Consider the following 24,385-nt stretch of genomic DNA (forward strand, 5'->3'; position numbering starts at 1 on the left):
GGGTGAGTCGCGGTTGCTTGGGTTTCGGAGGAGAGCCATTCAGGAAGAGAACATGCGGTCTGCGAAAGCCCGGAGGGTTCAGCGTCCTCTGCGTGTGTAGGCGCGGAGCGACAGCGGGACGAAGATGACCAGCAGCGCGGCCGACCAGAGCAGGACCATGGTTACCGGATGCGCGAGTGGCCAGGCCACGTTTCCAGACGGGGCGCCTGGGTTGCCGAACAGCTCCCGTGAGGCGGCGGTGAGCGCGCTCACCGGGTTCCAGTCGGCCAGGAAGCGCAGCCAGCCCGGCATGCCGTCGGTCGGGACGAACGCGTTCGACAGCATCGTGAACGGCAGGCCCAGCGGCACCATCGCGTCGGCGATCTGCTCATTCTTCACCGCCAGGCCTGCGTAGACGCCCACCCAGCTCAGCGCGTACCGCAGCACGATGATCAGCAGGAACGCCTGGGCCGTGGGGATCAGGCCGTGGTGCGGTTGCCAGCCCACCAGCAGGCCCGTGACCACCATGATGGCCAGCATCAGAAGGCCGGTCAGCAGGTCGGCGCCGGTCTGCCCGAACGGCACCGCCAAACGCGCCATCGGCATGGAGCGGAACCGGTCCATCACACCGCGGGCGGCGTCGGCGGCCATCCGCGTCATGACTCCCAGCCACGCGGAGAACGTCACCATCGCGAACAGGCCGGGCATGAGGTACTCGCGGTAGTCGCCGCCGTCCGGCACCTGGATCGCGCTGCCGAAGACGTACCCGAACAGCACCACCATGACGGCCGGGAAGAACAACGCCGCGATGAGTTCGCCGGGATTGTGTCGCAACCGTCCCAGTTCGCGGCCGACCAGGGTCAGCCCGTCGGTGAACGTCCACCGCAGGCGGCGGCCCAGTGGCGGGGCGAGGTCGGTCATCAGACCAGTTCCTTTCGGTCGGTGAGGCGCAGGAACACCTCGTCGAGGGTGGGACGGCGCAGCCGCACGTCGGCCGCGGCGACCCCGGCGCGGTCGAGCGCGCGCACGATGTCGGCGAGCCGGAAGCCGCCGCCCGGTAGGGCGATGCTGAGCCGGTCGGCACCGGTCATCGTGGGATCGGCCCCGGCCAGGGCGGTCAGCACGGTCGCCGCCGGATGCAGAGCGGCAGGGTCTTCGAGCTCGACGTCGAGGCGGTCGCCGATCGTGGCCTTCAGCTCGTCCGGTGTGCCCGTGGCGATCACCTGTCCGTGGTCCACGACGGCGATGTCGTCGGCGAGCTGGTCGGCCTCGTCGAGGTACTGCGTGGTGAGCAGCACCGTGGTGCCGTCCGCCACCAACTCACGGATGCTGTCCCAGATCTCGCCGCGGCTGCGCGGGTCAAGACCGGTGGTCGGCTCGTCCAGGAAAAGGACCTCGGGGCGCAGGATGAGGCTGGTGATCAGGTCGAGCCGGCGCCGCATACCGCCGGAGTAGCCGGCGACCTGCCGATCGGCGGCGTCCAGCAGACCGAAACGTTCGAGCAGCTCGTCAGCCCGCCGGCGCGCGTCGTGCCGGGACAGATGGGACAAGCGCGCGAACATGCGCAGGTTGCCGCGGCCGGTGAGCTTCTCGTCCACAGCGGCGTGCTGGCCCGCGAGCCCGATCCTGGCACGCACCTTGCCGGCCTCGCGGACGACGTCGTAACCCGAGATGCGGGCGTACCCGGCATCTGGGTCGGACAGGGTCGCCAGGATGCGCACCGCGGTCGTCTTGCCCGCGCCGTTGGGCCCCAGCACGCCGCAGACCGTTCCTCTCGGGACGCTCAGGTCCAAACCTCGCAGGGCATGGGTATCGCCGAAGGACTTGCGCAGCCCTTCGGCGATCACGATCGGATCAGGCATAACTCCCCCACTGGGTACGGTGTACGCGGTCATGGCGGACACGTTAGATCACCGGGTACGATGTACGCAACCAGGGAGGTGGACGGTGCCCGACGCCGAGTACGTGAACATCTGGATGCGCCCCGAGCGCGCCGCCTACGGGCCGTCGCCGGTCTACAGTCGCGCGCAGATCACCGAGGCGGCCGTCCGGATCGCCGACGCCGAGGGGCTGGAGGCCGCCACCATGCGGCGGATCGCCGCCGAGATCGGCGCTGGCGCGATGTCTCTCTATCGGTACGTCCCGAGCCGCGAGAACCTGGTCGAGCTCATGGCCGACCAGGTGATGGGCGAGATCGACCTCACCGGTATGCCCTCGGCTGACTGGCGCGCCGACCTGACCCGCTACGCCGACGGGCTGCGGGCCATGTGGATGAGGCATCCGTGGATCGCCACCGTGCAGCGGTCACTTCCCAGCTTCGGCCCCAACCAGCTGCTCCTGGTCGAACGGCTGATGGGAGTGCTCGATGCCTTCGTCTCCATCGACGAGAACCTAGGTCTTGTGGCCCTGCTGAACGGCTACATCGAGGGCACGGTCCGCGAGGAGATCAGCTCGGCCCGGGAACTCCGCCGTAGCGGGCTCAGCGAGTCGGCGTGGATGGCGCGGAGCCACCAGTACATCGACCAGCTGACGAAGAGTGGGAAGTACCCGATCTTCACCAAGATCGTGATGGAAGCGCGCCAGCCGCACCTGAGCCGCGACGACCAGTTCCGGCACGGGCTCCAGCGCGTCCTCGACTGCATCGCCGCAGCCCTCCCGGAAACGGCCGAGTCTTCGATATCGGCGCACCGAAAGGAACGGAAAGAGCACGAGCGCGGTGCTCATCCTGATCGAGTTTGAGGCTAGCGATGACTGGCTGGAACTCCCCATATTCTGCTAGCCGGGATTACCGGTAAAGCCGGGGTGATTGTAGAGCTTCTTAGGTGGTCTCTGCAATCTTTCTTGTGAAGCTTAGTGAGGGCACTGCGGTATGTTCGACCGTAGAGATCAGAGTCCTGATTTGCGCAAAGCTTCCACACTGCTACTGCCCTCCGAGAGCGTCAAGTGACGCTTTCGGTTCACTCAATTGTTGGTGGCAGTTTTCCAAGTTCATGACCGCTATCGTCGACGACCTGTCGAGCTGGGTCAGCGACTCGCAGAATCTCGCCTGCGTGGGCAAACGGCTGATCGAGGCGCCCGAGGCGCACGCGCTGGGCGCCTTCCGTAAATTGCTGCGTGCCGGTGGCCAGGAGCGCGAACTGGCGGCCGTGGATGTAAGAGGCGTAGGCGGCGCCGAGGGCGACCAGGGCGGTGCAGCCGCATTGAATCCAAAGGGTGAGGTCCCTAAGGGCGCTGTTCATGACGCGGATCCACCGCGGTCTCGGCGGAGTCGGTTGGTCCTCAGTGTGGCGGAAAGCCGCAGCTCAGGGGGCTGAGACGACGCGTGGTTGCTGCCGGCACCTCGTCGACGGCGAGCTGATGCTGGTGGACAGTGCCGGGTGTCGGCAGGGGAGTGGCTGCCACGCTGCCGTGCAAGGCCACGCGGACTTTGCCGCGTTCCTGCCAGCGCCTGAACTGCGAGTCGGTTTCACTGTTCCAGTGCGAAGACGGTAGGATCGGATCCGGCAGAAGCGCCTGCCTGATCCGAGTGATCCCCGCCCACGTCGGCGGTCACGCCGAGGACAAGGTTCTCTGAATCGCGCAGTACGGTCCGCATTGAAGTCATCGAACCCACGCGGAACGGGACGTGGGGACGTTTCGCAGCTGGGATGTTGACGATGACCAGGGAACGTGTCGACAAGCGCGCCGTGCGCGATCTGCAGGAGGCCACCGGCGTCGCCTACGCCGATGCTGTCCGGCTCAAGGCTGCCTTCGAGAAAGTCCTCGAGGAGCAGCCCCGCCTGACGTACTTCGGATTCGGGATCTTCCAGCAACGAGGCCAGACCCTGCAGGAGCGACAGCAGGAGTTCGCGCAACGCCGCACGCGGCTGGCTGCCGCCTTGCCGAACGTGGTGAAGGTCTATCTGTGGCTTCGCCGGAACGTTCAGCCGATCAAGACTCCCGCACAGGGCAGCTACGGCCTCAAACACCTCGCCGAGAACGTGCTCGGCGATTACGTGTCCAACGGCGAACTGATCGCCGCGGCGATCATGGCCGGGTACCCCATGAGCACTCCCCATGGACCCAACGCCAACTTCGCGATGAGCAAACGCGACATCGACCGCCAACGCGCCCGCGCGCGAGAGGAACGACCGTCCCAGCGTGACGTGTACCAAGGACGGGCAATCCTCGACGAGTTCTCCCACCTCCCGCTGATCTCGGACCGGGACGGGGATCGCTGGCCGTGTCCGACCGTCGGCCAGCACCGCGCGGCCCTCGGCGCGATCGAGCTGGCGCTGCGCGACAGCTGGATCCTCGACGGCGTCCAGCAGCGCGACCGGTGGCGCACGATCGACGGCCACATCGACCTCGACTGGGTCGGCGGCCCGTACGCGTGGGAAGTCGTCCGCGAGCTCCTGTACTTCGCGGAGAACCCGAACACCGGCACCATCGAGCCGGGCGAACTCTCGCCTGGGATCAACGCACTCGGCGAGCTCAACGCCGTCTGGCTCGACGGAGTCCGAGTCCGTTTCCGGCCGTTCCGGCCGACCGGACTCGCTCGCTCCCGCATTGCGATGTGGCGACACGCGGAGCAGGACGAGCCATCGCCGACTCCGGCTTGATCCGTTTCGGTAAACCCTAACTCGGTATCAGGTGAGAAGCGTTCCCGGCGTCGGCACGGCGCCGGGAACGGCCGTAAATCGCCAGCTAGTGGGCGGCTCGGCTCAGCGCGATGTCGTCGTTCGTCTGCGACCATCCGGCGCAGGCCTCCGTATCCCAGCCCGTCGGCGCCGGCATCGGCGGCGACCTGCGCGATCGCGTTCGTCAGCACCTGGCGCAGGAGCGGCTCGGCCCAACCAGCCAAGGCGGCCGCGGAACGAGACTCGGCACTCCTGATCAGCATCGCCGCCGCTGGCCCGCCGAGGTCGCACCTCAGCACGCCACCGGCGGCGACCAGGACTCGTGAGCGCGCGAGTCGCTAGTGCTTCTTGTTGTACGCCTCGGCGATCTTCGACGAGATCCGGCCACGGTCCGATACGGAGAAGCCGTTCTTCCGGGCCCATTCACGATGGCCTGGTTCTGCTCGCGATCCGTCGAAGCCCGCACCGGTGCCGTCACGGGAGCTGCCGCCGTCTTGACCGCCGTCCGCTTTGCGGCCACCCACACGTCGAGCGTGCTCCATGAACTGCGCGAGTGAGTCACGGAGCTCGGCGGCGTTCTCCTCGGAGAGGTCGATCTGATAGTCGACGCCGTCGAGACCGAAGTGGACGGTCTCCTCGGTCTCGGACCCGTCGATGTCGTCGACCAACGCGACGACGACGACGTGCTGCGCCATGAAACACCTTTTAGGAAACCGGTCGTCTACTGCTCGTGGGATCGTAGGCTGGGAATAAACGCGACCAGGCGGCGGAACTGGGCATCGTGCGACGTCTGGCAGACCTGCACCGTCGGACCGGTTCAGCCGACGCCGCTCGCTGGCAGGCGCGGCTGGACGAACTCACCGGTCAAGGTGACGGTGACTGAACCGGAGAGCCGGCCCGCCCGGACAAGGATCTCGCCGCTCCGGCGCTTTTGGTGACTGAGCAGCGCGTAGAGCCCTGCCACGCTCAACGCGTTGTCCCAAGACGCGTCGTCGGTCGCGGTGGAGATCGTCGCGCGGGTGCCGTCGCGGAACCACACATCGAGTGTGCCGTCCCCGGACGGAGCCGCGACGAACAGACAACCGGGAAACCGGGCCAAGGTCGTCGTGGCCCGATCCTTGCCGGGTTCGTCGGTGACGATCGCTCCGGCGTTGCGCAGGATCGTTTCGTCCGGCTCGTCGTCGTAGGCGAGCAGATATCGGTGAGTGGGTCCCTGGTGGGCGAGCCGCGCCGGAATCCGGTGCAGGCGCATGGTTTCCGGTTCGCCCGGCACCGGTTCGGCCCGGACCTGGAACGAGCGGGGATTCCGCGGAGACGGGAGATCCGGCAGCCGGGTGGCCGGTACCGGGGGATGGGCGGGCTCGGGGAGATCGAGCAGGTCGTACACCCGCCGCCGGATCCGTGCCAGTGCCTCGCCGGGATGGCTGAACACCTGGTCGGCGAGATCGGTGAGCAGGCGGGTGTTCGGGTTGTCGAGGGCGTGCTGGAGCTGCTCGCCGAGGGACCTGTGACGTTCCAGGCGGGGGATCTTCTGCCCGAGTGACGCCATCGCGGTGCCCGGTGGCACCTGCGTTTCGTCGAAGGCCGCGAGCAGCAGCGGATGCCCGAGGCCGCTGGTGTAGGCGGAAAGGGAACCGTGGTCCCCCAGAACGGCATCGGCCGTGACGAGGCCGAGATGCCAGGGACCGTCCGGGGACAGCAGGATCAACCCGGCGTCGGTGGCGCGGGTGAGCCAGTGCCGCACCTGCCAGCTTCCGTGGTAGGTCCACACGTTCGGGTGAAGTACTGCGGCGACCCAGTAGCGGTCGTGATCGAGCTCGGTGAGCAGGTCGGCGGGCAAGGTCGCAGCGACCCAATGCCGACCCCGGTCCCCAAGTCGACGTCACGGTGATCAACCGCTGATGTGGCCCGACGCCGAGCGCGGCCCGATGCCGGGCACGGTTCAGGGACAAGGCTCGGAGCCGGTCCATGCAGGGGTCACCCGCGACGAGCGCCAGTGCGTCGGCGTCCGGTGTGGCGGCCCGGAGCAGGTCGAGCTGATTCGGGTGGGACAACGCCACCGAGGGCAGGCACCGTGCGCTCGCCGTGGCGCAGCGCGGAACCGGTCAGCCCGGAGAGCTCGCGGCGGTCGCCGGCGCTGTGCACGGTGTACTTCTGGTAGCCGGCTCCGTGCGGCAACAATACGAGTGGCCCCCGGAGCAGATGGAGGTCGCTGTGATCGCTGGCCGCGATAATCGCGTCGAACTCGCGGCTGATGGCCTCTTCCCAGCCGATCACCCGCATTCCAGTGGCCTGCAGGTGCTCCGGGAGACCGACACTGAATACCGATCCCTGGTCGACTGTGAAGATCACCTGGACACGGGGATCGTCGGCGAAGATCGGCAGGACATCGCGGATCCGGTCCAGCGAGGTCCAGGTTCTGGTGACCGCCAGTACTCGACGGTCAGCCGGAACGGTCGACCACGACACGGTCACCGGGCCGCCCGGTCAGCTCCGGAGCTCCTTTGCACCATGATCGTTACCCTGCGTAGTCGCCAGTTATCTTCTCTGTGTGCCGGATATGCGTCCGCGACCTCGTCGATGTGCCGGGCGAGGGGTGCGGACCTCGGCCCAGCGCGAGGGGGAACGGCCACCGCGCCGTCGTCGGTCAAAGGCGGTACCGGCGCCGTTCGGCCGGGGTGAGGTCTCGCACCAGCCTCGGCTTCGCTTCAGCGACGAGCGAGGCCGTGTCGACGTGGGAGACACGCATGTCCCGTCCCCCGAACGTGATCAGGTGTCCCTGGCGAGTGAAGTCGGCGCGGAAGACGTGTGCGCCCTCATGTTCGATGAGGCACAGCAGTTCTCCGCTTTCGGTATCGGCGACCGAGGCCGCGCTGTCGCTGACGAACGCCAGCCTCCGGTCGTCTTGCGAGAACGCGAATCCTCCCCAGTTGCGGGTTTCGTAGGTGGCTATCGTGGTTCCGCGCCGGGTATCGACCAGTGTCAACGGACCGGCGCGGTCGGCGAAGACGACCCGTGTCCCGCGAGGACTGACCAGCAAGTCCCTCGCTTCCACCGACAAGTCCATGGTCCAGAATGGACTTCCGTCGAGTCGGAGTTTCGACAGTGCACCTTCCGACAGTGCGGCGATCCAGCCCGGGCCGATACCGACCGACTGCCCGTCGTTCCAGGCTTGGAACCGGCACCGTTCCACCCCGTCTGCCAAACCGAAAACCGAATGGGAGGCCACACTCGGATCTCGGTGGAGTGCGAATTCCGCGCGTTCCTGGGCAAGCACGACAGCGGACACGCCGTCCCGGGTCAGCGCGATCACGTCGCCCTCGAACTCGACGGACGATCTGGCCACCCCGGTGCTCAGGTCGGTCACTCGTACGATCGACCGAGCGGTACCCCAGCCGTCAGGTTCGGCGTAAGCGGTCGTGACGAGCCCGCCATCCGAAGTGAAGGAGACGGCGCCTATCCTGCGGCCGCGTTCGTGGTTGATCACCAGTGCTGGTTCCGGCGGGTATACGCGCACTTCGTCGCCTTGGGTCAACGCCATCAGCCCGCCGTCGGCGCTGGTGGCCGCGACGACCGCGTCCGCATGATGCCGGAGCCGGTAGTGCTCCTGTCCGCTGACAGGGTCGAGCACGACAGTCTCCCTTTCCCTGACCTCGGGCGGGCGACTGTAGTCATAGAGCGAGGCGAACACCCGACTGCCGTCCGGGCTGACGTTGATGAAACCGCCGTACTCCCAGTTCGTTCGCGAGACCTCCACACTCCTCGATCGGAAGACGCGGGTCGGGCCGATGTGGGCCTGAGTGACGGTGACCAGCCGGTCACCGTCACCGGTGAAGGCCGCTCCGGCGAGATCGTCCTCGTGATCGACGCGGACGAGTTCCTCGCCGAGACCCGTATCGAAGACTCGCGCCGACCACTCGCCGGCGAACATCACCCGCGAACCGGTCGCGTCGAAACACGCGGTGACCACTTGATAATCATGATGCAGACGACGGTGCTCCCGGCCGGTCCTGGCTTCGTACAGCAGGCCTCCGCCGGGATGCCTCCGGAAGCGCGTATCGCCGAGTGCCACGGCGAGCCACCTTCCCGTCGGGTCGAACGTCAGCGCCGAGATCGGGACGTATTGGTACATCCGATAGAGCTGTCTGCCATTTTCGAGAAGACCGAACACCTCGACGTTGGCGTCGTTCGCGGTGCCCTCGCCATCGACGTTGTTGGCGCCTGCGGCGAGCAGCGTGTTGTCCGGGCTGAACACGAGCCGGCTCCAGACCGACCCGGTGTGCTCCAGATCCACGGGCGCGCGTTGCCCGGTGAGGTCGTGCACCCTGGTGTGACGGTCATCGAGAGCAAAGGCCACGAGGCTGCAGTCGGCACTGAAGGCCAAGTCGTCTTGAACGGTTCCCAGTCCGACGACGTGCAAGCTGGTCGTCGTGGTGAGGTCGATGACCGTCACCACCGTTTCGTGGAAAGCGGTTCTCCTGCTCGACTCCACGGGAGTTCCGCGTACGACGGCCAGGGTCGTCCCGTCCCTGCTGAAAGCCGTCGAGATCACGGGGATCCGCCCGTGATCTTCGAAGAGATCAGCGCCGGATTCCACCTCGGCCACCGTGACCCGCTTGCCGTCGGTCCGCACCGCGAGCCGCCCGTCCGGGCCGAACCGAACCGCCGCCTGGCCGTCGAAGAGGTGGACGAGCGCGCAGTCCCGGCGGTACCGCTCGGTGCCGTCCAAGTCGTAGAGCCGCATCTGCCTGCGCATCCGGTTTCCGCTGTCGTTGACCACCTCCCGGATGAGGTGTGAGCCGGTGGTCGTCAGCCGGGCGAAGACCCGTTCACCCGCGGCTTCCGGAATTTCGGCGGCGACGACCGGCGCGGTACGCATAGCGCGCCGCAACGCACCGTCCCCCTCGAGTGTCCACATTGTTCTGATCGACTCGATGGCGAGCGTCAGCGGCACCGTCCTCCCGCGCTTCGTGGTGGCCGTGGCCAGCTCGGACGCGGCGGCCAGCCGACGTGCCTCCGCCTCGGCACGGGCCGCCTCCACCTCGGCGATCCGTTGCCGCCACACGGTTCGGCTGCGTTCGACCAGATGAACGACTTCGGCCGGGATGTCGGCCTTCCGCGTGTCCAGCCACTGCTCCGCGGCACCGATATGCGATTCGCTCAGGAGGTCGTCGTCGGCAGCGCGTTCCTCCACCGTCGCGAGCCAGCGCTGGAAGTCGGCGTCCTCGTCGACCCAGCGCGCGAACCGCGACCAGGACCGGATCAGCGACTCGTGGGCCAGCCGGACCAGCGGCACACCGTCGGAGTCCACGACGAGCAGGCGCTCCTTGACGAGGTCGTCCACGATCGAGACCTCGAACCGGTCCAGCGGGACGGCCCGGCCGCCCGCCTCGGCGGCGCCGCCGCGAGTCCTGACCAACGCGAGCATGATCGCCTTGACCTCTGAGTCCGCGCCCAGCCGCTGGTGGACGCGCTCCGCGTACCGGTTGATCGCACCGGTCACGCCGCCGAACTCGTGGTAGTCGGAGAAGGTCAGCCGCCGTTGGCGCTGATTCTGCCAGAGTCGTGACAGGGTGAAACCCATCAGCGGGAGACTGCCGGGCCCGCCCCCGGCGTCCGCGGCGATCTGCCCGGCGAGGCCTGCCTCGTAGTCCACCCCGCAAGCACGAGCCGGCTCGGTGATCGCACGTTCCAGCGCGGGAACGCTCATCGGCGACAGCAGAAGGACACCGTGCTCGATACGCGGGCCGAGACCGGGCAGGCCGAGCAGGGACGGCAGGAAGTCCGCACGCATCGTCGCCACGACCCGGCACCGCTGGGACACGTCGCGTGAGACAGGGAACAGGAAGTCGATCAGGCCCGCGCGTTCGTCGGCCCGTGTACCCGCGAGCAGCTCCTCGAACTGGTCGAAATGGATCAGGATCGAGGTGTCGATCGCGCCGGCCCGTCGTGCCACCGCTTCGATGAGACCACCTGACGCGGTGCCGAGATCCCAAACGTCCTGCCCGGTCTTCACTCGGAGCGCGGCCTCGAGATCCAGCAGGATCGACTCGCGTGGCCGCGCCGTCGACGGCCCTGGCCGGATGGTCACGGCGATACCGCCCGACGCACGCCAGCGCGGTATCAGCCCGGCGTTCACCAGAGAGGACTTGCCGATTCCCGACGGGCCGACGACCAGCGCGAGTGTCTCGGTCTCGACCATGGAGAGCAGCCTCTCGACGTCGTCCTCCCTGCCGACGAAAATCCCTTCGTCGGCCGAGGTGAACGGACGCAGCCCTGGGTAGGGGCACGGCGGGATGACGGCCAGAACCTCCGGCCACGCCTCGATCAGCCGGTCGACGGGTATCCCGTAGGCGTCACGCCGGTCGTCACGGGTGCTGGCGACGGAGAGCATCCCGACGACGACGTCGTCGCCCTTCTCGGAGACGACCAAGGGCGAGCCGCTGTAGCCCGGCTGTAGGCGCACTGCGGACGTCAGCTCGGAATCGACTTGCAACATGTCGCCACCGACCCGGCCACGCACCCGCGCTGTGGCCCAGGCGCCACCGTGTCGCGCGGCGGGCTGACCGAACACGTGCGCTTCCGACCCCACCGCCAGTTCTTCGGGCAGCCGGGCCGCCCCGGCGGACCGGGGCACGTCCTCCCCGACAACGGTGAGGCCTGCGATGTCGTCCCCGGTCGTGCCCGTCACCGGGGGTGGCAACCAGCGCGAGACCTGACAAAGTCGGATCGGGGCTCCAGCGGCGTTACCCAGCAAGGGAAAGTCGACTGGCACGCGGACGTCGTGCTCCGGTGCGTCCTGCGTGCGTTCCGGCCGGCCGAGCGCCGTGTTGATCACGTGCGCGCAGGTGACGAGATGCGAGCCGTCCACCAGAAACCCCACACCGACGGGCTGGTGGTTGCCGACGGCGAGGACACGGACGAGGAACCCCGCCCGGTCGACGTACCGCCGGTTCACGGCTACTCCGCTGTCCACACCAACGTGAGTTTGAAATTCGCCTCCGCGGTGCCCTTGGCCACGATGACCCCGGTCTCGCCGCCCATCTTCAATCCGAACTCCAGCTTGGTCTCCGAAGGAGCCAGCTCCTTCACCAGCGCCGCGACCTTCACGAGCGACGGCTTCACCTGGTTGAGCGCGGCCTCCAGCGACGTCTGCGCGCGCCCGAACACCGCGGTGCTGTCACGCGACGCCAGAACGAGGTCGTCGGACAGTTCGTCGGCGTCGACCTCGAACGTCACCAACGCCTTCGTGTCTTCACCGACCGGGAACTCGACCAGTTTCGTCACTCGCGCCTCCACTTCCGCGTCCAGAAGATCCTTATACCTCAATCTCCCGTGCGACGTGCCCGGATGTTCGCCGCTGCCCCCGCTTGGCCTAATTGCGAGCGGAGCGCGCGTTCGCCGTCGAGGATCTCCACCGGTCCGGTGAGTCCGGTCACCACCTCGACGGCGGCCCGCAGGAGGACGCGGCCGACCATCGGGTCGATCGCCCCCGCCAGCTGGGGGACGCTGGTCCGGAACGTCACCCGGTAGGTCACGGTGCTGCCGCCCGGGGCGTCGGCGAACTCCCACGAACCGCCGAACGAGACGAAGTCGCCGTCGGTCTGGTCGAACCGGAGCCGGAGCGGGCCGGTCTCGGTCGCCTGGGTCCAGCGGGCGACGCCGTCGCGGAAGGCGAGGACGTACCGGTGGACGTCGGCTTCGGCCGCTTCGACGGAGATGATGTCGCCCGCGACCTCCGGGAACCGTTCCTGCTCGCGCACGAGCGCGAAGACCTCCGCCGCGGGACGGCCGGTGGACAGGGTGAGCGCGTATTCGGTCATCACGAGCCTCCGGTGACGATGTTGACACCTTGCAGATGCGTCGTCCGCAGCATCAGGTAGTTGGCCTCGCCGAACGCGCCGCCGGTCAGGCCGGTGCCGCCGTGGGTTGGCAGGAACGGCCGGAACGCCGAATGCGAGTCGTTGACATTGACGACGCCGCAGTTCGTGACCTCGCCGGCGATCTTCCGCACGACCCGCTCATCCCGCGCCCAGAAGGAATTCCGCAGACCGTAGGCGTTCTCGCCGACGAACCGGAGCACCTCGTCCAGCATCGTCCCGTCGTCGCCGGGTTCCGGGACCACCACCGGCACCAGCGGCGAAAAGGTCTCCTCGCGCACGGCTCGGGTCTCCCGTGCGACCCGCAGCCCGTCCACGCGGAGCACCGCCGGTTCGACGAACAGCCCGGTGTCGGACAGCGCGCCGTCGACTTCGAGCCGCCGCCCGCCGTGCAGAAGCCTCGCGCCCTTGTCGAGGGCGTCGGCGATGTCGGCGAAATGGGTTTCGGCCATCAGTACCGGGGTGAGCACGGTCTCCGGGTCGTCGGGGTAGCCGGGTTTGGTCTTCGCGGCGGCGTCGGTGAGGCGTTCGAGCAGTTCGTCCGCGATGGCGGGATGGGCGACGACCTGGTTGGGGATGTTGCAGATCTGCCCGGACTGGCGGAAGTTCTCGGTGATGGACGCGACCGCGCCGTCGAGATCGGCGTCGCGCCAGACCACACAGCAGTCGTTGCCCGCCAGTTCGAGGATCGGCTTCTTGCCCGCCGTGACGGCGGCTCGTTCGAACTCGAGCCCCTTCGCGCTGCCACCGACATAGACGATGTCGTCGACACAGGGACTGGTCAGCCACAGGTCGGTCATCGGCGGTCCACAAAGGACGTTGAGCACCCCGGGCGGCGCGCCCGCCTCTTCGAGAACGGGAACGACCACCTCGCGCAAGGTGTGCGTGGTCGCCAGCGGGACCCCGCGCGGGGCGCGCACCACGACCGCGTTGCCCGCGAGCAGCGCGGTGACCCCGAAAAGCGCGTTGGGGGTCGACGCGTTCTGCGGCGGGTTCACGCAGACGACCCCGTCCGGCGCCCGGCGGACGGTCGCCAGCCGGTTCTCCGTATGCCGGGTGAACTCCATCTGCCCGGCACACCAGTCCAGCGTCTCCGGACTGAAGTCGGCGCGCCAGTATTCGTCGAGCGTCGGACCGGCCAGCGCCCGCGGTTGGCCCTCGGCGACGAGCAGGTCCACGAGGTCGTCTCGCCGCTCACGCAGCCGTTCGCCGATCCGGACGCCCAGCGCGACACGGTCCCGCAGGGGGACGCGGGCCCATTCCGGCGCCGCCCGCGCCGCCGCTTCCACGGCCTGCCGCGCCATCGCCTCGTCCGCCACCGCGCACCCACCCGCGACATCCGGACCCGCCGAACGCGGATCCACGAGCCCCGCGTCGAGGTCGCGTTTGAGCGCCAGCGCGCCGAAAGTGTCCTCCAGGACCGCCCGGGCGGTGACAGTGTGCACGTAACGGCCCTCGGGATGGTCGACGTCCTTGCCGTCGATGTAGGCCGGATACATCAGGAGCTCGTTTGCGGTCATCGCCGCGTCACCTCTTCCTCGCGGGCCCCGACCGTGGCCGCGGCGATGGCCGCCGCCTGGCTCCGGATTTCGGGTACCGCGGTGCTTTCGAACTCTTCGCCACGGCGGAGCGCGCCGAGGGTGTAGATACGCCGTCCGTCGCCGTGCCGTCCGAGTACGCGGCCGTCCCGGCCGGTGGCCATGCCGAGGCCGATCGGATCGGGCTTGGCCGTACCTTCGGTGAACAGGCGTCGCAGCAAGGGATCGGGATCGTCGCGGACCTCCGGCCGGAACCCGGTGGCGTTGACCAGCCACCCCACCGGGAGCTTCCGGCTGCCGGACGGGGTGGCCAGGCCGACGTCGAAGCCCGTCGTCGTCGGCCGCACCCGCTCGACCCGGCCGCGGTGCAGCCGGAGCCGTCCGGATCGCAGCAGTTCACGGATCCGGTGGTGGGTCGCCGGGGCGGCACGATGCCGGTGCACGTCCCAGAACCGGTTGACGCGGTCGAGGAAGCGGCGCCGTTCACCGAGGTCCAGTTGCCGCCACAGCCGCGCGGTGTGCGGCCGCATCCGGTCGACGAACTCGCGCCAGTGCTCCGGTTCCCGTGCCAGGCACCGGCGCGCGTACCCGAGCAGATCCCGCAGGGAGTCCAGTTGTTCCGGTGGTTCCGGCACGGACACGGCCTCCGACGCGCGGCCGGAGCGATGGGGCCTCGGCAGCAGCCCGTGCCTCGACACGGCGTGCACCACCGTCTCCGGATGCGCGCGGGTCACCGAAACGGCGATGTCCATCATGGACAGACCGGTGCCGAGGACCAGCACCGGCGAACCGTCCGTCGCCGCTTCCGGTCCCGCGCCCCGCCAAGGATCGGCCACGTACCGATCCGCCCCGCCGGGCAGCAGGCCCGCCAGCGGATCGCCGTGCCCGGCGCCGGGAGCCAGTACGACGGTGTCCGCCCGGATCGGGCCGGGCCCGTCCAGTTCGACGGTCACCCCTCCCTCGTCCGTCGCCAGGCCGACGGCGGTCGCGGTGACCCGCTCGACCGTCGCCACCCCGGCCGCCCGCCGTTCTTCGGCCACCAGCGTTTCGGTCAGGTAGCGGCCGTAGTCGCCACGGGGCAGGAACGTGCCGTCTCCGGCTTCCCATCCCCGCGCCCGGCTCCAGCGGACGAAATGCCCGGGATCGTCGTCGAGCGCGCTCATCTTCCCCGCCGGGGTGTTGAGCAGGTGCTCGGGATCGGTGGTCCGGTAGGCGACACCGGGGCCGAACTCGCCGCCGCGGTCGACGAGCACGAGCCGCAGCCGTCGCCGGTGTTCGACGGCCGCGCCGAGCAGATGCGTGGCGGCCAGCGCGCCGCTGGCGCCGACCCCGATCACGGCGACCCGCGCGGGCTCAGTCATCCGCGCTCCGCCGTCCGGTGGTCACCGCGGCCAGGGTGTCGCCGAGCATCCCGGCGGCCAGGGTGTCGCCGTCCTTCGGGTCGATCAGCAGGAAGGAACCGGTGGCCGCGCAGTCGACGTACTCGTCCGCGGGCAGGGAATCGGCCACCCGCAACCGGACCTGGCCCATGTCGTTGAGCGTCAGTTCGCCTGGACCGTCCACAAGGGACAACTGCTGCTCGTCGAACCGGGAGAGGAGATCGGGCACGACGCAGGACGTGGTCCGCGTGCCGTGCTTGAGCAGGGCACGCGCGCCCGGTCGGAGCGGGGTTCCGGCCAGCCAGCAGAGCGTCGCGTCGAGCTCTTGGCGCACCTCGGGACGGCGGGCCGCCGCCGCGATGAGGTCGCCCCTGGAGATGTCGAGTTCGTCGGTCAGCACCAGGGTCACCGGACTCCCCGCCGTCGCCTCGTCGACCTGCCCGTCCGGAGTGTCGACGGTGGTCACGGTGGTGGTCGTCCCTTCGGGCAGGACGACCACCTGGTCGCCGGGCCGGACCACGCCCGCCGCGACCTGACCCGCGTAACCGCGGTAGCCCTGGTCGCCGTCGCGCAGCACGTACTGCACGGGCATCCGGAAGCCGACGTCGCAGCCGCGCTGGTCCGGCGTGATCTCTTCGAGGTGCGCCAGCAGCGTGGGCCCGCCGTACCACGGCGTCCGCTCCGACGCGGTCACGACGTTGTCCCCGGCGAGCGCGGAGATGGGGATCGTGGTGACCTGCTCTTCGGTGTAGCCCAGGGAAAGCGCGTGCGCGACGAACTCGGCCCGGATCGCCTCGTGGACACCCTCGTCGAAGTCGACGAGGTCCAGTTTGTTGACCGCGAGCGTGATTCCCGGAACGCCGAGCATGGCCATCACCGCCAGATGCCGCCGGGTCTGCGGCAGGACACCCATCCGCGCGTCGGTGAGCAGCACCGCGTGGTCCGCGGTCGACGCGCCGGTGACCGTGTTCCGCAGGTACTGCACGTGCCCCGGGGTGTCGGCGAGCACGAAGGTCCGCCCGGCGGTGGCGAAGTAGCGGTAGGCGACGTCGATGGTGATGCCCTGCTCGCGTTCCGCGCGCAGGCCGTCGACCAGCAGGGACAGATCGGGGTCGGTCAGGCCGCGTTCCGCGCTGCTGCGCAGCACCGCGTCCAGTTGGTCGCTGAGCACGGACTTGGTGTCGTAGAGCAGCCTGCCGACGAGGGTCGACTTCCCGTCGTCCACGCTGCCCGCGGTCACCAGCCGCAAGAGGTCCGTCGTCATCAGAAGTAGCCCTCCCGTTTGCGGTCTTCCATGGCCGCCTCGGAGATGCGGTCGTCCGCGCGGCTGGCGCCGCGTTCGGTGAGCCTGCTGGCCTTGATCTCGTCGATGATCCCGGCGACCGTGTCGGCCTCCGATTCGACCGCGCCGGTACAGGAGCCGTCGCCGACGGTCCGGTAGCGCACCAGCCGTTCGACCAGTTCCTCGTCGTCGGCGGGGCCGCCCCATGGTCCGGGCGTGAGCCACATACCGTCGCGCCGGTGCACCTGGCGGCGGTGGGCGAAGTACAGCTCGGGCAACTCGATGTCGCGGTGCTCGATGTAGCGCCAGACGTCCAGTTCGGTCCAGTTGGAGATGGGGAAGACCCGGACGTGCTCACCGGCCTCGTGCCTGCCGTTGTAGAGGTTCCACAGCTCGACCCGCTGACGCTTGGGATCCCAGCGGCCGAAGGAATCGCGGATGCTGAAGACCCGTTCCTTCGCGCGGGACTTCTCCTCGTCGCGGCGCCCGCCGCCGATCACCGCGTCGAAACGCTGACCGGCGATGGTGTCCAGGAGCGGCACGGTCTGCAGCGGATTGCGCAGCCCGTCCGGGCGTTCCTGGACGGCGTCGCGGTCGATCCAGTCCTGGACGGCCGCCACGTGCAGCCGCAGCCCGAACCGTTCGACCAGGTCGTCGCGAAAGGACAGCACCTCGGGGAAATTGTGCCCGGTGTCGACGTGGACGAGGGTGAACGGCGGGGTGATCGGCGCGAACGCGCGGATCGCGAGGTGGACCAGCACCGTGGAGTCCTTGCCGCCGGAGAACAGCAGGGCGGGCCGGTCGAATTCGCCCGCGACCTCGCGCAGGACGTGGATGGCCTCGGCCTCCAGCGCGGAGATCCCGGCCGTGACCCGGTCGGTGGCGGGCGCGCTCATCGGACGATCGCCTCCTGTCGCTCTCGTTCGCAGCGGTCCAAGGCCCGCTCGATCATCTGAAGGCCCTCTTCGACGTCGCAGTCGGACGTGTCGACCCGGACCTCGGGGCTCGCCGGGGCCTCGTAGATGTCGCTGAATCCGGTGAGCCCGGCGACTTCGCCGCGTTCCGCCTTGGCGTACAAGCCCTTCACGTCGCGCTGGACGCAGATGTCGATGGGGGCGTGCACATGGACCTCGACGAAGTTCAGGCCCTGGTCCTCGTGTTCGGCCCGGACCTCGGCGCGGGCGGTGCGGAACGGCGCGATCACGGAGACCACGACGAGTACGTCGTGCGCCGCGAGCATCGAGGCGATCTTGCCGATCCGGCGGATGTTCTCGATCCGGTCCTCCCGGTCGAAACCGAGTTCGGGGAACAGCTCACGCCGGATGACGTCGCCGTCGAGATGTTCGACCTCGCGGTGCCCGCGATGGCGCTCCGCGAGTTTCTTGCCCAGTGTCGACTTGCCCGAACTGGGTAGTCCGGTCAACCACAGCGTGGTGGTCATGGGACTCCTTCCTCCTGGTGTGCGGTCGTCAGGGCGCGTACTCGCGGCCAAGCAACTGCCGGGCGACCACGAGTTTGGTGGCGTTTTCGGTGCCGTCGGCGATTTCCTGCCCGACGGCGTCGCGGAGACGCCGGCCGGCCGGGTTGCTCTCGTCCCAGCCGCGGTGGCCGAAGGTGAGCAACGCCTGATGGGCGGCTTCGACGCCGACCCTGGGCGCCCACCACTTGGCCATATTGGCCTCGGTGCGGTGGTCCAACCCGGCGTCCTTGCGCCACAAGGCTTCGTAGGCGAGCAGCCGGGCGGCGTGGACGCGGGTGGCGTGCTCCACCAACGGGAACGCCACGCCCTGGTGCTTGCCGATGGGAACGCCGAACGTGGTGCGCTCGCGAGCGAAGGCCAGCGCGTCGGTCAGCGCGGCGTCCGCCGACGCGACGGCGAGGATCGCGATGAGCGCCCGGGAATGGTCGAAACCGCGCATGACACCGACGAATCCTTCGCCGACCTCGCCGACGACGTCGTCCCGGCTCGCGGGGTAGCGGTCGAATTCGATCGTCGCCCGTCCGCCGGCGCGGGCACCGAGGTCGGTCAGTGCCTCCCGCCGGACCCGGGGGTGGTCGAGCCCGACGTAGAAAGCGGTGACCCCGCGGGCCCCGTCGTCGCTCGTCCTGGCGAAGACCAGGCCGTGTGTCGCGTGCGCGCCCAGCATGATCGACGTCTTCGTGCCGGTGAGCGTCCAGCCGTCGCCGTCGGACTCGGCCCGCAGCCCGATCGCCGCGGCGTCCGTGCCGTGCTCGGGTTCGGTGAGCACCAGCGCGACCACCGAGTCACCGGACGCGACCGGGGGCAGCCACTTCGCCTTCTGCGCGGCGGTGCCGTCGCGGTCGATGATGCCGCCGATCAAGGCCGCGTTGAGCACCGGATAGCAGGCCGTCGCTTCGGCCTTGGCCAATTCCTCCACGGCGACGCCCACTTCGACGGCGCCGAGTCCGCGTCCGCCGTACTCCTCCGGGACGCAGAGCCCGGTCAGTCCCGCGCGGCCGAGTTCGCCGAAGAAGCCCGGCGGGAAGGTCCGTTCGCGGTCGTTGCGGGCGGCGCCGGAGGCGATGTGCTGTGCGGCGAAGGTCCGCACCTTCTCGGCCAGCGCCTGTTGTCCGTCGGTGAATGCGAAATCCATGTCGTCCTCTCCAGCTCAGCCGGCCAGTCGCTCGCGCAGCTTGAACTTCTGGACCTTTCCGCTGGGCGTCTTCGGCAGGGCCTCGGCCTCTTCGAGACGCTCGGGCCAGTACTGCTTGGCCATGCCGAGGCCGTCGAGGTGTTCGCGCAATTCGGGTAGCCGCGGCATGCCGTCCGACGGCACGATCACCGCGCACGCCCGTTCGCCCAGCCGGTCGTCGGCGTAACCGACGACGGCGACGTCCTTGATGGACGGATGCCGCAACAGTGCCGCTTCCACCTCGACCACCGGAACCTTCTCGCCACCACGGGAGATGACGTCCTTTTCCCGCCCGGCGATGCGGATCCCGCCGTGGCCGTCGTCGCGGGCGAGGTCGCCGGTGTCGAACCAGCCGTCGGCGGTGAGGTTCTCGGCGTAGACCTCGGGACGGCGGAAGTAGCCGAGGCACTGGGTCGCGCCGCGTACCTGCAGGTGCCCGGTCTCGCCGGGGGCGACCTCGGAACCTTCGTCGTCGACGATGCGGATCTCCATCCCCGGTACGGGGGAGCCGTCGCTTTCGGCGGCACGCAAGGGCGGGTCTTCCGGCCGGGTGATCGTGGGCGCGCCGTTCTCGGTCATGCCCCACAACGCGTACAGCCGGCAGCCCAGGACGTCGCGAGCCTGCTCCACGAGCACCGGTGGGATCGGCGCGCTGCCGGTGGCGAAGGTCCGCAGCGCGGACAGATCGCGCCGCCGGGCCCGCTGCCGGTCGATCAGATCGACGAGGAACGGGGGAGCGCCCATGAAGAAGGTGACCTTCTCCTCCTCCAGTGTCCGAAGCATCTCTTCGGCGTCCCAGTTGTCGATCTGCACCCCGGTCGCGCCCAGCAGCAGTGGCATGGTGAAGTTCCACGTCCACCCCGCGTTGTGCGTGGTGGGGGACCCCATCGCGGTGACCTCGCCGCCGCCGAGGCCCAGGGCGTCGATCTGCATCCGGTTGGTGGCGTGCAACGTGTTGTGGCTGTGCAGCACGCCTTTCGGCTCCCCGGTGGTGCCGGAGGTGAACATCAGGTAGGCGATGTCGTCCGGCCCGGCGCCGCGGCCGGTGATGTCGCCGGTGATCGCGCCGTCGGTACCGGGTTCGCCCAGCAGCGCGGTGTCGAAGTCCAGCGCGCCTTCGAGCCCGGCGGAGTCCGCGGGTTCGCCGGTGGCGCCGACGAGGACGCGGTGTTTGAGGGTCGGCGTGGTCTCGGCGACCTCCGCGCTCAGCCTCGCGTGCGAGAAGTTCCGGTGCCGCACCGGTCCGATGTAGACCGGGCTCTCGGTCAGGCCGGTCATGAACGACAGTTCGCGACGGCGCATGATCGGCAGGACCGGACCCGCGACGGCGCCGATCCTGGCGCACGCCAACGTGGTCGCGACCAGTTGCCAGGAGTTCGGCAACTGCAGGGTGACGACGTCGCCGTGCTCGACGCCCAGCCCCGCGAGGCCGGCCGCGATCCGCTCGACCCGGCGTTCGAGTTGGGCGTAGGTCAGGGTTTCCGTCGCGCTGCCGTCGGTGTGCCGGACGACGATCGCGCGGCGATCGGGATGCTCGCGGGCCGCGCGGCGCAGGTCGTCGAGGAGGGTCTCCTCGGCGCGCCACCAGCCTTGGGCGAGGTAGTGCTTCGCGAGTGCTTCGGACATGATTCCTTCCTCCGGTCAGACGACCGCGCGGGTGTTGCCGCCGTCGGCGAGCAGGAGCGTGCCAGTGACGAACGACGCCTGCCTGCTGGCCAGGAACGCCGCCAGCGCACCGAAATCACCGGGATCGCCGACCTTGCGCACCGGCACCTCGGCGGCCGCGGCGCTCGGATCGGCGCCGGACGGGCCGCGCAGGGCCGGGGTGTCGTGATAGCCGGGGGCCAGGACGTTCACCGTGACCCCGCTGTCGCCGAACGCGTGCACCAGATTCCGTGCGTAGCCCAGCAGACCGAGCCGGGCGATCCCGGACAGCGCGTTGTGCGGCATCGGCTGCCGGACCGACTCCGAGGTGATCATCAGCACCCGGCCCCAGCCGCCGCGTTTGAGATGCGGGGTGGCCGCGTTGACCAGCGTGACGTGCGGGATGAACGCCGTGTCGAACGCCTGCCGGAAGTCTTCGACGCCGAAGCCTTCGACCGGGCCCTGGTTCACACCGCCGGTGTGGCCGACCACGATGTCGATACCGCCGAATTCGATCGCGGCGTCGGCGACCCAGCGCTCGACCGCGGCGACGTCGGCCATGTCCGCGACCTGGCTGTGCACCCGGCCGCCGCCGATCGCTTCGAGCTTTCCGTGTGCGTCGGCGAGCCTGTCGGCGTCGCGGGCGCAGATCGAGACGTTCGCGCCTTCGGCGGCGAGCGCCTCGGCCACGCCGAAGCCCAGCCCGCTGCTCGCGCAGGCGACCAGCGCGGACTTGCCGTCCAGTCCGAGTTCCATCAGTGCTCCTCTCCGGCGCGGACGCCGTAGCCGTAGCGGAGCAGTTGCGGCCCCGCGGCGACCGTGGTCAGCGCCTTCGGTTTCCAGTCCAGTTCGGTATGCCACCGGCGGTCGGCCCGGATGGGCACCCGGCCGTGGCGGAACCGGTCGGGATTGCCGGTGACGGTGTGGTTCACGCCCAGTTCGACGGTGCCGTCCGGGGCCACCGGGTTCATCCCGCCGATCCCGGCGAACCGCATCACGTCACCGATGACGTCACGGGGGCTCTCGGCGAAGTCCTCGTGGCGGATCCGGAGGTACCGTTCCCGCCCGGTGACCGCGAGCAGATCGGACGCCGCGTTGACCGCGGTCCAGTACCCGGTGCTGCGCGCGGCGCTCATCCTGGTGACGTAGTCCTTGTCCTTGCGATAGGAGAACGCCGTCGCGCGGGCGTCCCGGACGACGTGCAGCACCCGGACGTCGAGGTCGTGCCTGCCCAGCAGCGCCGCGGCCTCCGCCGGGTACTTCGAACCGTCGACGACGACGTCGGCGTCCGCCGCTTCCGCCGTGGCGCGGTAGAGCCCGGCGGTCAGCCCGGTCAACCAGGCCACGTCCGGCGGGATCGACCGGACGCCGAGCGATTCGGCCAGCCGCGCCGGCGTGTGCCGGGCCCGGAAACGGGCCGACTGGACGGCGTCGGCGGCGGCCGCGGCGTGCCGGTCGGCGACGACACCGTCCGTCAGCACCTGTGACCACAGTGGACAGTCGGTGACCGGACCGCCGCAGCCGCAGCTGGAATTCGTCCCGGTGCCGAGCACCCCGTTGCGCCACAGGTAGTACAGCTCACCCGCGTGCAGGGTGCGGTGTGCCTCGCCGAGGACGTTGCCGATCATGGTGCTGCCGCAGCGCAACATCCCGGTGATGTAGAGCACCTTCATGTCCCGGCGCCTTCCTGGGAGAGCAGGACCAGATGCTGCGGGAGATGCACGGCGAGCCCCATCCGGCTGCTCGCCTCGATCAGGTCACCGCCGTCGGCCGCCGCGCCGCGCCGCAGGGTCAGGGTGGACACCTCCGGATCGAGGAAGGTCGTGGCGGCCCGGAAATCACCGAGCAGTACCTGGTTCCTCGCGATCATCCTGGTCCGAGAGATGCGGATCCCGGCCTCGGCGAGTTTGCCGAGCAGCCCCGATTCCACGGCCTGCCAGTACACCGCGTTGTGCGCCACGATGCCGTCGCACGATCCGCCGGTCTCCTCGACCATCGCGGCGGCGTGGGTGAGCATGTCCACCGGTTCCCGCTCGGTCCGCAGCGTCCGCGAACCGGGGAGGCCGACCAGCCCGGAGATCAGACCGTCGTCGCTGCCGTGCAACAGAACCTGGTTTTCGGTGGTGCCGAAGCGAACCAGCAGCCGGTAGTCGATGAAGGAGGCGAGCAGCCGCGGGTGATCCAGCAGCCCCGGCGGAACCGGCAGCCCGACCCCGATGTCGGTCAATTCCGCCTCGCCGAGTTTCGGTTCGAACTGCGCTTCGGGCGAGGTCGCGAACGTCGTGCCCGAGACCTCCCGTCGGTTCTGTTCGGGCCGCGGTTCGTGGATGTAGTGCGCGTTGCCGTCGCGAATCGTCGCCATCTTCATCAGCTGACGCACGGTGTAGCGGGGCCGGTCGGCGAAGAGCGGGAACGCCGTCGGCAGGTAGGCGCGGAAGGTGACGGTGACGTCGTCGCTACCTGAGCCGAGCGTGGCCGCCTGCGCGAATTCCGAACCCGGCGTGCTTTCCGTCATCGCGGGATCGGCGAGCAGTTGGCGCTTCTGCTTCGTCGGGGGCGTCGTCTGTGCTGTGGTCATCACTGCCTTTCTCGGCCGTTCGGCCGGGCTTCGGTTGTGGGGTCAGGCTGCGACGGCGACCCGGCCGTGCACGACGTCGCCGAGCTGGCGGGCGAGCCTGCCGGGATGCGGGTCCTCGAAGATGTTGCGGCCGATGGCGACGCCGGACGCGCCTGCGCGCATGGCGGACGCCACCCGGCGCAGGAGCAGCTTCTTCTCCGGTACCGGCGGGCCGCCCGCGACGACGACCGGGATCGGGCACGCCCGGACCACGTCCGCCATCGCCTGCCCGGAACCCGGATGGCTGACCTTGACCAGATCCGCGCCGAGGTCGGCGGCCAGCGTGGCCGAATGGGTGACCAGTTCGGGATCGCTGGCGTCGCTGATCCGCGGTCCGCGGGCGTACATCATGGCCAGCAAGGGGATTCCCCAGCGGTCGGTGTGCTCGGCGACGCGGGCGAGGTCGGCGACCTGCGACGCCTCCTCCTTGGAGCCCATGTTCACGTGGACGCTCACCGCGTCCGCGCCCAGCCGCAGCGCGGCTTCGACGCTGGTGACCAGATACTTCGCGTCCGGGTCGGGGGCGTGCGCCGTACTGGCGCTCAGATGCACGATCAGCGAGGTGCTGGCGAAGCGTGCCGGGTCGAGATGCCGGGCGGTTCCCTTGTGCAGCACGATCGCGTCGACGTCGGCGTCGGCGAGTTCACCGACCAGCTTGTCGAGCGAGTCGTCGGGGGTGACCGGCCCGTTGGCCACGGAATGGTCCAGCGGGACGATCATCAGCCGTCCGTCGCGGTTGTCGTCCATCCGGTCAAGGCGCAGCCGCGCGCCGAAGGATTGAGGCTGACTCACC

General features: G+C 69.3%; 23 protein-coding genes. 3 read left to right on the plus strand and 20 right to left on the minus strand.

The annotated features are described in order from the left end of the window. Positions 1-78: 78 nt before the first annotated feature. Both ACLJO0_RS32345 and ACLJO0_RS32350 read right to left on the minus strand, forming a co-directional pair. The gene (locus tag ACLJO0_RS32345) at positions 79-900 is read right to left on the minus strand and encodes an ABC transporter permease (RefSeq protein WP_410582696.1); all 822 of its coding nucleotides are present in this window, start codon (positions 898-900) and stop codon (positions 79-81) included. Continuing rightward, positions 900-1,841 carry an ATP-binding cassette domain-containing protein gene (locus tag ACLJO0_RS32350; RefSeq protein WP_410582698.1) on the minus strand — a complete coding sequence of 314 codons (942 nt, stop codon included), beginning with the start codon at positions 1,839-1,841 and terminating at the stop codon, positions 900-902. Before ACLJO0_RS32350 ends, ACLJO0_RS32345 begins: the two co-directional genes overlap by 1 nt. An 85-nt stretch (positions 1,842-1,926) precedes the next feature. Here ACLJO0_RS32350 and ACLJO0_RS32355 point away from each other — a divergent pair, with 85 nt between their 5' ends. Next, the gene (locus ACLJO0_RS32355) at positions 1,927-2,718 is read left to right on the plus strand and encodes a TetR/AcrR family transcriptional regulator (RefSeq protein ID WP_410582699.1); all 792 of its coding nucleotides are present in this window, start codon (positions 1,927-1,929) and stop codon (positions 2,716-2,718) included. Positions 2,719-2,936: 218 nt separating this feature from the next. Here ACLJO0_RS32355 and ACLJO0_RS32360 read toward each other — a convergent pair whose 3' ends face one another. Beyond that, positions 2,937-3,218, minus strand: a complete 282-nt coding sequence (locus ACLJO0_RS32360; protein ID WP_410582771.1) for a hypothetical protein — start codon at positions 3,216-3,218, stop codon at positions 2,937-2,939. A 417-nt stretch (positions 3,219-3,635) separates the two neighbouring features. On the opposite strand from ACLJO0_RS32360, the gene ACLJO0_RS32365 reads away from it, so the two are divergent. Together ACLJO0_RS32365 and ACLJO0_RS32370 are read left to right on the plus strand one after the other, a co-directional pair. After that, a complete protein-coding gene (locus ACLJO0_RS32365) occupies positions 3,636-4,580 on the plus strand; it encodes a hypothetical protein (RefSeq protein WP_410582700.1) in 945 nt (314 codons plus the stop codon). A gap of 110 nt (positions 4,581-4,690) precedes the next feature. After that, positions 4,691-4,924, plus strand: a complete 234-nt coding sequence (locus ACLJO0_RS32370; protein WP_410582702.1) for a hypothetical protein — start codon at positions 4,691-4,693, stop codon at positions 4,922-4,924. Positions 4,925-4,936: 12 nt separating this feature from the next. Here ACLJO0_RS32370 and ACLJO0_RS32375 read toward each other — a convergent pair whose 3' ends face one another. The 17 genes from ACLJO0_RS32375 to ACLJO0_RS32455 all read right to left on the minus strand — a co-directional run bounded on the left by ACLJO0_RS32375 (position 4,937) and on the right by ACLJO0_RS32455 (position 24,384). Then, positions 4,937-5,293 (minus strand): histone-like nucleoid-structuring protein Lsr2, encoded by a 357-nt coding sequence (locus ACLJO0_RS32375; RefSeq protein ID WP_410582703.1) that lies wholly within the window; start codon positions 5,291-5,293, stop codon positions 4,937-4,939. Between the two features lie 122 nt (positions 5,294-5,415). Then, positions 5,416-6,438: a hypothetical protein gene (locus tag ACLJO0_RS32380; protein WP_410582705.1), complete on the minus strand. Its 1,023-nt coding sequence runs from the start codon at positions 6,436-6,438 to the stop codon at positions 5,416-5,418. 137 nt (positions 6,439-6,575) lie between these two features. Further along, positions 6,576-7,073 (minus strand): hypothetical protein, encoded by a 498-nt coding sequence (locus ACLJO0_RS32385; RefSeq protein WP_410582707.1) that lies wholly within the window; start codon positions 7,071-7,073, stop codon positions 6,576-6,578. Positions 7,074-7,245: 172 nt separating this feature from the next. Further along, positions 7,246-11,556, minus strand: a complete 4,311-nt coding sequence (locus tag ACLJO0_RS32390) for a trypsin-like peptidase domain-containing protein (RefSeq protein ID WP_410582708.1) — start codon at positions 11,554-11,556, stop codon at positions 7,246-7,248. Positions 11,557-11,558: 2 nt separating this feature from the next. Beyond that, entirely contained in the window at positions 11,559-11,885 is a 327-nt protein-coding gene (locus ACLJO0_RS32395) for a CU044_2847 family protein (protein WP_410582709.1), read from the minus strand. Positions 11,886-11,923: 38 nt separating this feature from the next. After that, positions 11,924-12,421 (minus strand): type II toxin-antitoxin system RatA family toxin, encoded by a 498-nt coding sequence (locus ACLJO0_RS32400; protein ID WP_410582711.1) that lies wholly within the window; start codon positions 12,419-12,421, stop codon positions 11,924-11,926. Further along, positions 12,421-13,998 carry an aldehyde dehydrogenase family protein gene (locus ACLJO0_RS32405; RefSeq protein WP_410582713.1) on the minus strand — a complete coding sequence of 526 codons (1,578 nt, stop codon included), beginning with the start codon at positions 13,996-13,998 and terminating at the stop codon, positions 12,421-12,423. The genes ACLJO0_RS32400 and ACLJO0_RS32405 overlap by 1 nt, the downstream gene beginning before the upstream one ends. Then, positions 13,995-15,377, minus strand: coding sequence for an FAD/NAD(P)-binding protein (locus ACLJO0_RS32410; RefSeq protein ID WP_410582715.1), 1,383 nt, complete (start codon positions 15,375-15,377; stop codon positions 13,995-13,997). The genes ACLJO0_RS32405 and ACLJO0_RS32410 overlap by 4 nt, the downstream gene beginning before the upstream one ends. Then, positions 15,370-16,659, minus strand: a complete 1,290-nt coding sequence (locus tag ACLJO0_RS32415; RefSeq protein WP_410582716.1) for a sulfate adenylyltransferase subunit 1 — start codon at positions 16,657-16,659, stop codon at positions 15,370-15,372. The genes ACLJO0_RS32410 and ACLJO0_RS32415 overlap by 8 nt, the downstream gene beginning before the upstream one ends. Then, positions 16,659-17,573, minus strand: a complete 915-nt coding sequence (gene cysD / locus ACLJO0_RS32420) for a sulfate adenylyltransferase subunit CysD (protein ID WP_410582718.1) — start codon at positions 17,571-17,573, stop codon at positions 16,659-16,661. The genes ACLJO0_RS32415 and cysD overlap by 1 nt, the downstream gene beginning before the upstream one ends. Then, positions 17,570-18,118, minus strand: a complete 549-nt coding sequence (gene cysC / locus ACLJO0_RS32425; protein WP_410582720.1) for an adenylyl-sulfate kinase — start codon at positions 18,116-18,118, stop codon at positions 17,570-17,572. The genes cysD and cysC overlap by 4 nt, the downstream gene beginning before the upstream one ends. Before the next feature lie 28 nt (positions 18,119-18,146). Beyond that, positions 18,147-19,292, minus strand: a complete 1,146-nt coding sequence (locus ACLJO0_RS32430) for an acyl-CoA dehydrogenase family protein (RefSeq protein ID WP_410582722.1) — start codon at positions 19,290-19,292, stop codon at positions 18,147-18,149. A 15-nt stretch (positions 19,293-19,307) separates the two neighbouring features. Further along, positions 19,308-20,957: an AMP-binding protein gene (locus ACLJO0_RS32435; RefSeq protein WP_410582724.1), complete on the minus strand. Its 1,650-nt coding sequence runs from the start codon at positions 20,955-20,957 to the stop codon at positions 19,308-19,310. 15 nt (positions 20,958-20,972) lie between these two features. Then, positions 20,973-21,731, minus strand: a complete 759-nt coding sequence (locus ACLJO0_RS32440; protein WP_410582726.1) for an SDR family oxidoreductase — start codon at positions 21,729-21,731, stop codon at positions 20,973-20,975. Next, complete coding sequence (locus ACLJO0_RS32445) at positions 21,731-22,648, minus strand: hypothetical protein (protein WP_410582728.1); 918 nt, start codon at positions 22,646-22,648, stop codon at positions 21,731-21,733. Before ACLJO0_RS32445 ends, ACLJO0_RS32440 begins: the two co-directional genes overlap by 1 nt. Then, a complete protein-coding gene (locus ACLJO0_RS32450; RefSeq protein WP_410582729.1) occupies positions 22,645-23,553 on the minus strand; it encodes a family 3 encapsulin nanocompartment shell protein in 909 nt (302 codons plus the stop codon). Before ACLJO0_RS32450 ends, ACLJO0_RS32445 begins: the two co-directional genes overlap by 4 nt. 42 nt (positions 23,554-23,595) lie before the next feature. Continuing rightward, positions 23,596-24,384: a 2-amino-3,7-dideoxy-D-threo-hept-6-ulosonate synthase gene (locus tag ACLJO0_RS32455; RefSeq protein WP_410582731.1), complete on the minus strand. Its 789-nt coding sequence runs from the start codon at positions 24,382-24,384 to the stop codon at positions 23,596-23,598. Between the last annotated feature and the right edge of the window lies 1 nt (position 24,385).

It is taken from the genome of Amycolatopsis sp. lyj-108, from assembly GCF_046549005.1.
Lineage (GTDB): Bacteria > Actinomycetota > Actinomycetes > Mycobacteriales > Pseudonocardiaceae > Amycolatopsis.

Bases quoted from the DNA above. Each gene is read 5' to 3' on its own strand.
- ACLJO0_RS32375 (WP_410582703.1), bottom strand. From the start codon at position 5,293: ATGGCGCAGCACGTCGTCGTCGTCGCGTTGGTCGACGACATCGACGGG.
- ACLJO0_RS32430 (WP_410582722.1), bottom strand. From the start codon at position 19,292: ATGGATTTCGCATTCACCGACGGACAACAGGCGCTGGCCGAGAAGGTG.
- ACLJO0_RS32400 (WP_410582711.1), bottom strand. From the start codon at position 12,421: ATGACCGAATACGCGCTCACCCTGTCCACCGGCCGTCCCGCGGCGGAG.
- ACLJO0_RS32345 (WP_410582696.1), bottom strand. From the start codon at position 900: ATGACCGACCTCGCCCCGCCACTGGGCCGCCGCCTGCGGTGGACGTTC.
- ACLJO0_RS32360 (WP_410582771.1), bottom strand. From the start codon at position 3,218: ATGAACAGCGCCCTTAGGGACCTCACCCTTTGGATTCAATGCGGCTGC.
- ACLJO0_RS32350 (WP_410582698.1), bottom strand. From the start codon at position 1,841: ATGCCTGATCCGATCGTGATCGCCGAAGGGCTGCGCAAGTCCTTCGGC.
- ACLJO0_RS32405 (WP_410582713.1), bottom strand. From the start codon at position 13,998: ATGACCGCAAACGAGCTCCTGATGTATCCGGCCTACATCGACGGCAAG.
- cysD (WP_410582718.1), bottom strand. From the start codon at position 17,573: ATGAGCGCGCCCGCCACCGACCGGGTCACGGCCGGGATCTCCGCGCTG.
- ACLJO0_RS32365 (WP_410582700.1), top strand. From the start codon at position 3,636: ATGACCAGGGAACGTGTCGACAAGCGCGCCGTGCGCGATCTGCAGGAG.
- ACLJO0_RS32410 (WP_410582715.1), bottom strand. From the start codon at position 15,377: ATGACTGAGCCCGCGCGGGTCGCCGTGATCGGGGTCGGCGCCAGCGGC.
- ACLJO0_RS32370 (WP_410582702.1), top strand. From the start codon at position 4,691: ATGTCGTCGTTCGTCTGCGACCATCCGGCGCAGGCCTCCGTATCCCAG.
- cysC (WP_410582720.1), bottom strand. From the start codon at position 18,118: ATGACCACCACGCTGTGGTTGACCGGACTACCCAGTTCGGGCAAGTCG.
- ACLJO0_RS32450 (WP_410582729.1), bottom strand. From the start codon at position 23,553: ATGACCACAGCACAGACGACGCCCCCGACGAAGCAGAAGCGCCAACTG.
- ACLJO0_RS32415 (WP_410582716.1), bottom strand. From the start codon at position 16,659: ATGACGACGGACCTCTTGCGGCTGGTGACCGCGGGCAGCGTGGACGAC.
- ACLJO0_RS32440 (WP_410582726.1), bottom strand. From the start codon at position 21,731: ATGGAACTCGGACTGGACGGCAAGTCCGCGCTGGTCGCCTGCGCGAGC.
- ACLJO0_RS32445 (WP_410582728.1), bottom strand. From the start codon at position 22,648: ATGAAGGTGCTCTACATCACCGGGATGTTGCGCTGCGGCAGCACCATG.
- ACLJO0_RS32435 (WP_410582724.1), bottom strand. From the start codon at position 20,957: ATGTCCGAAGCACTCGCGAAGCACTACCTCGCCCAAGGCTGGTGGCGC.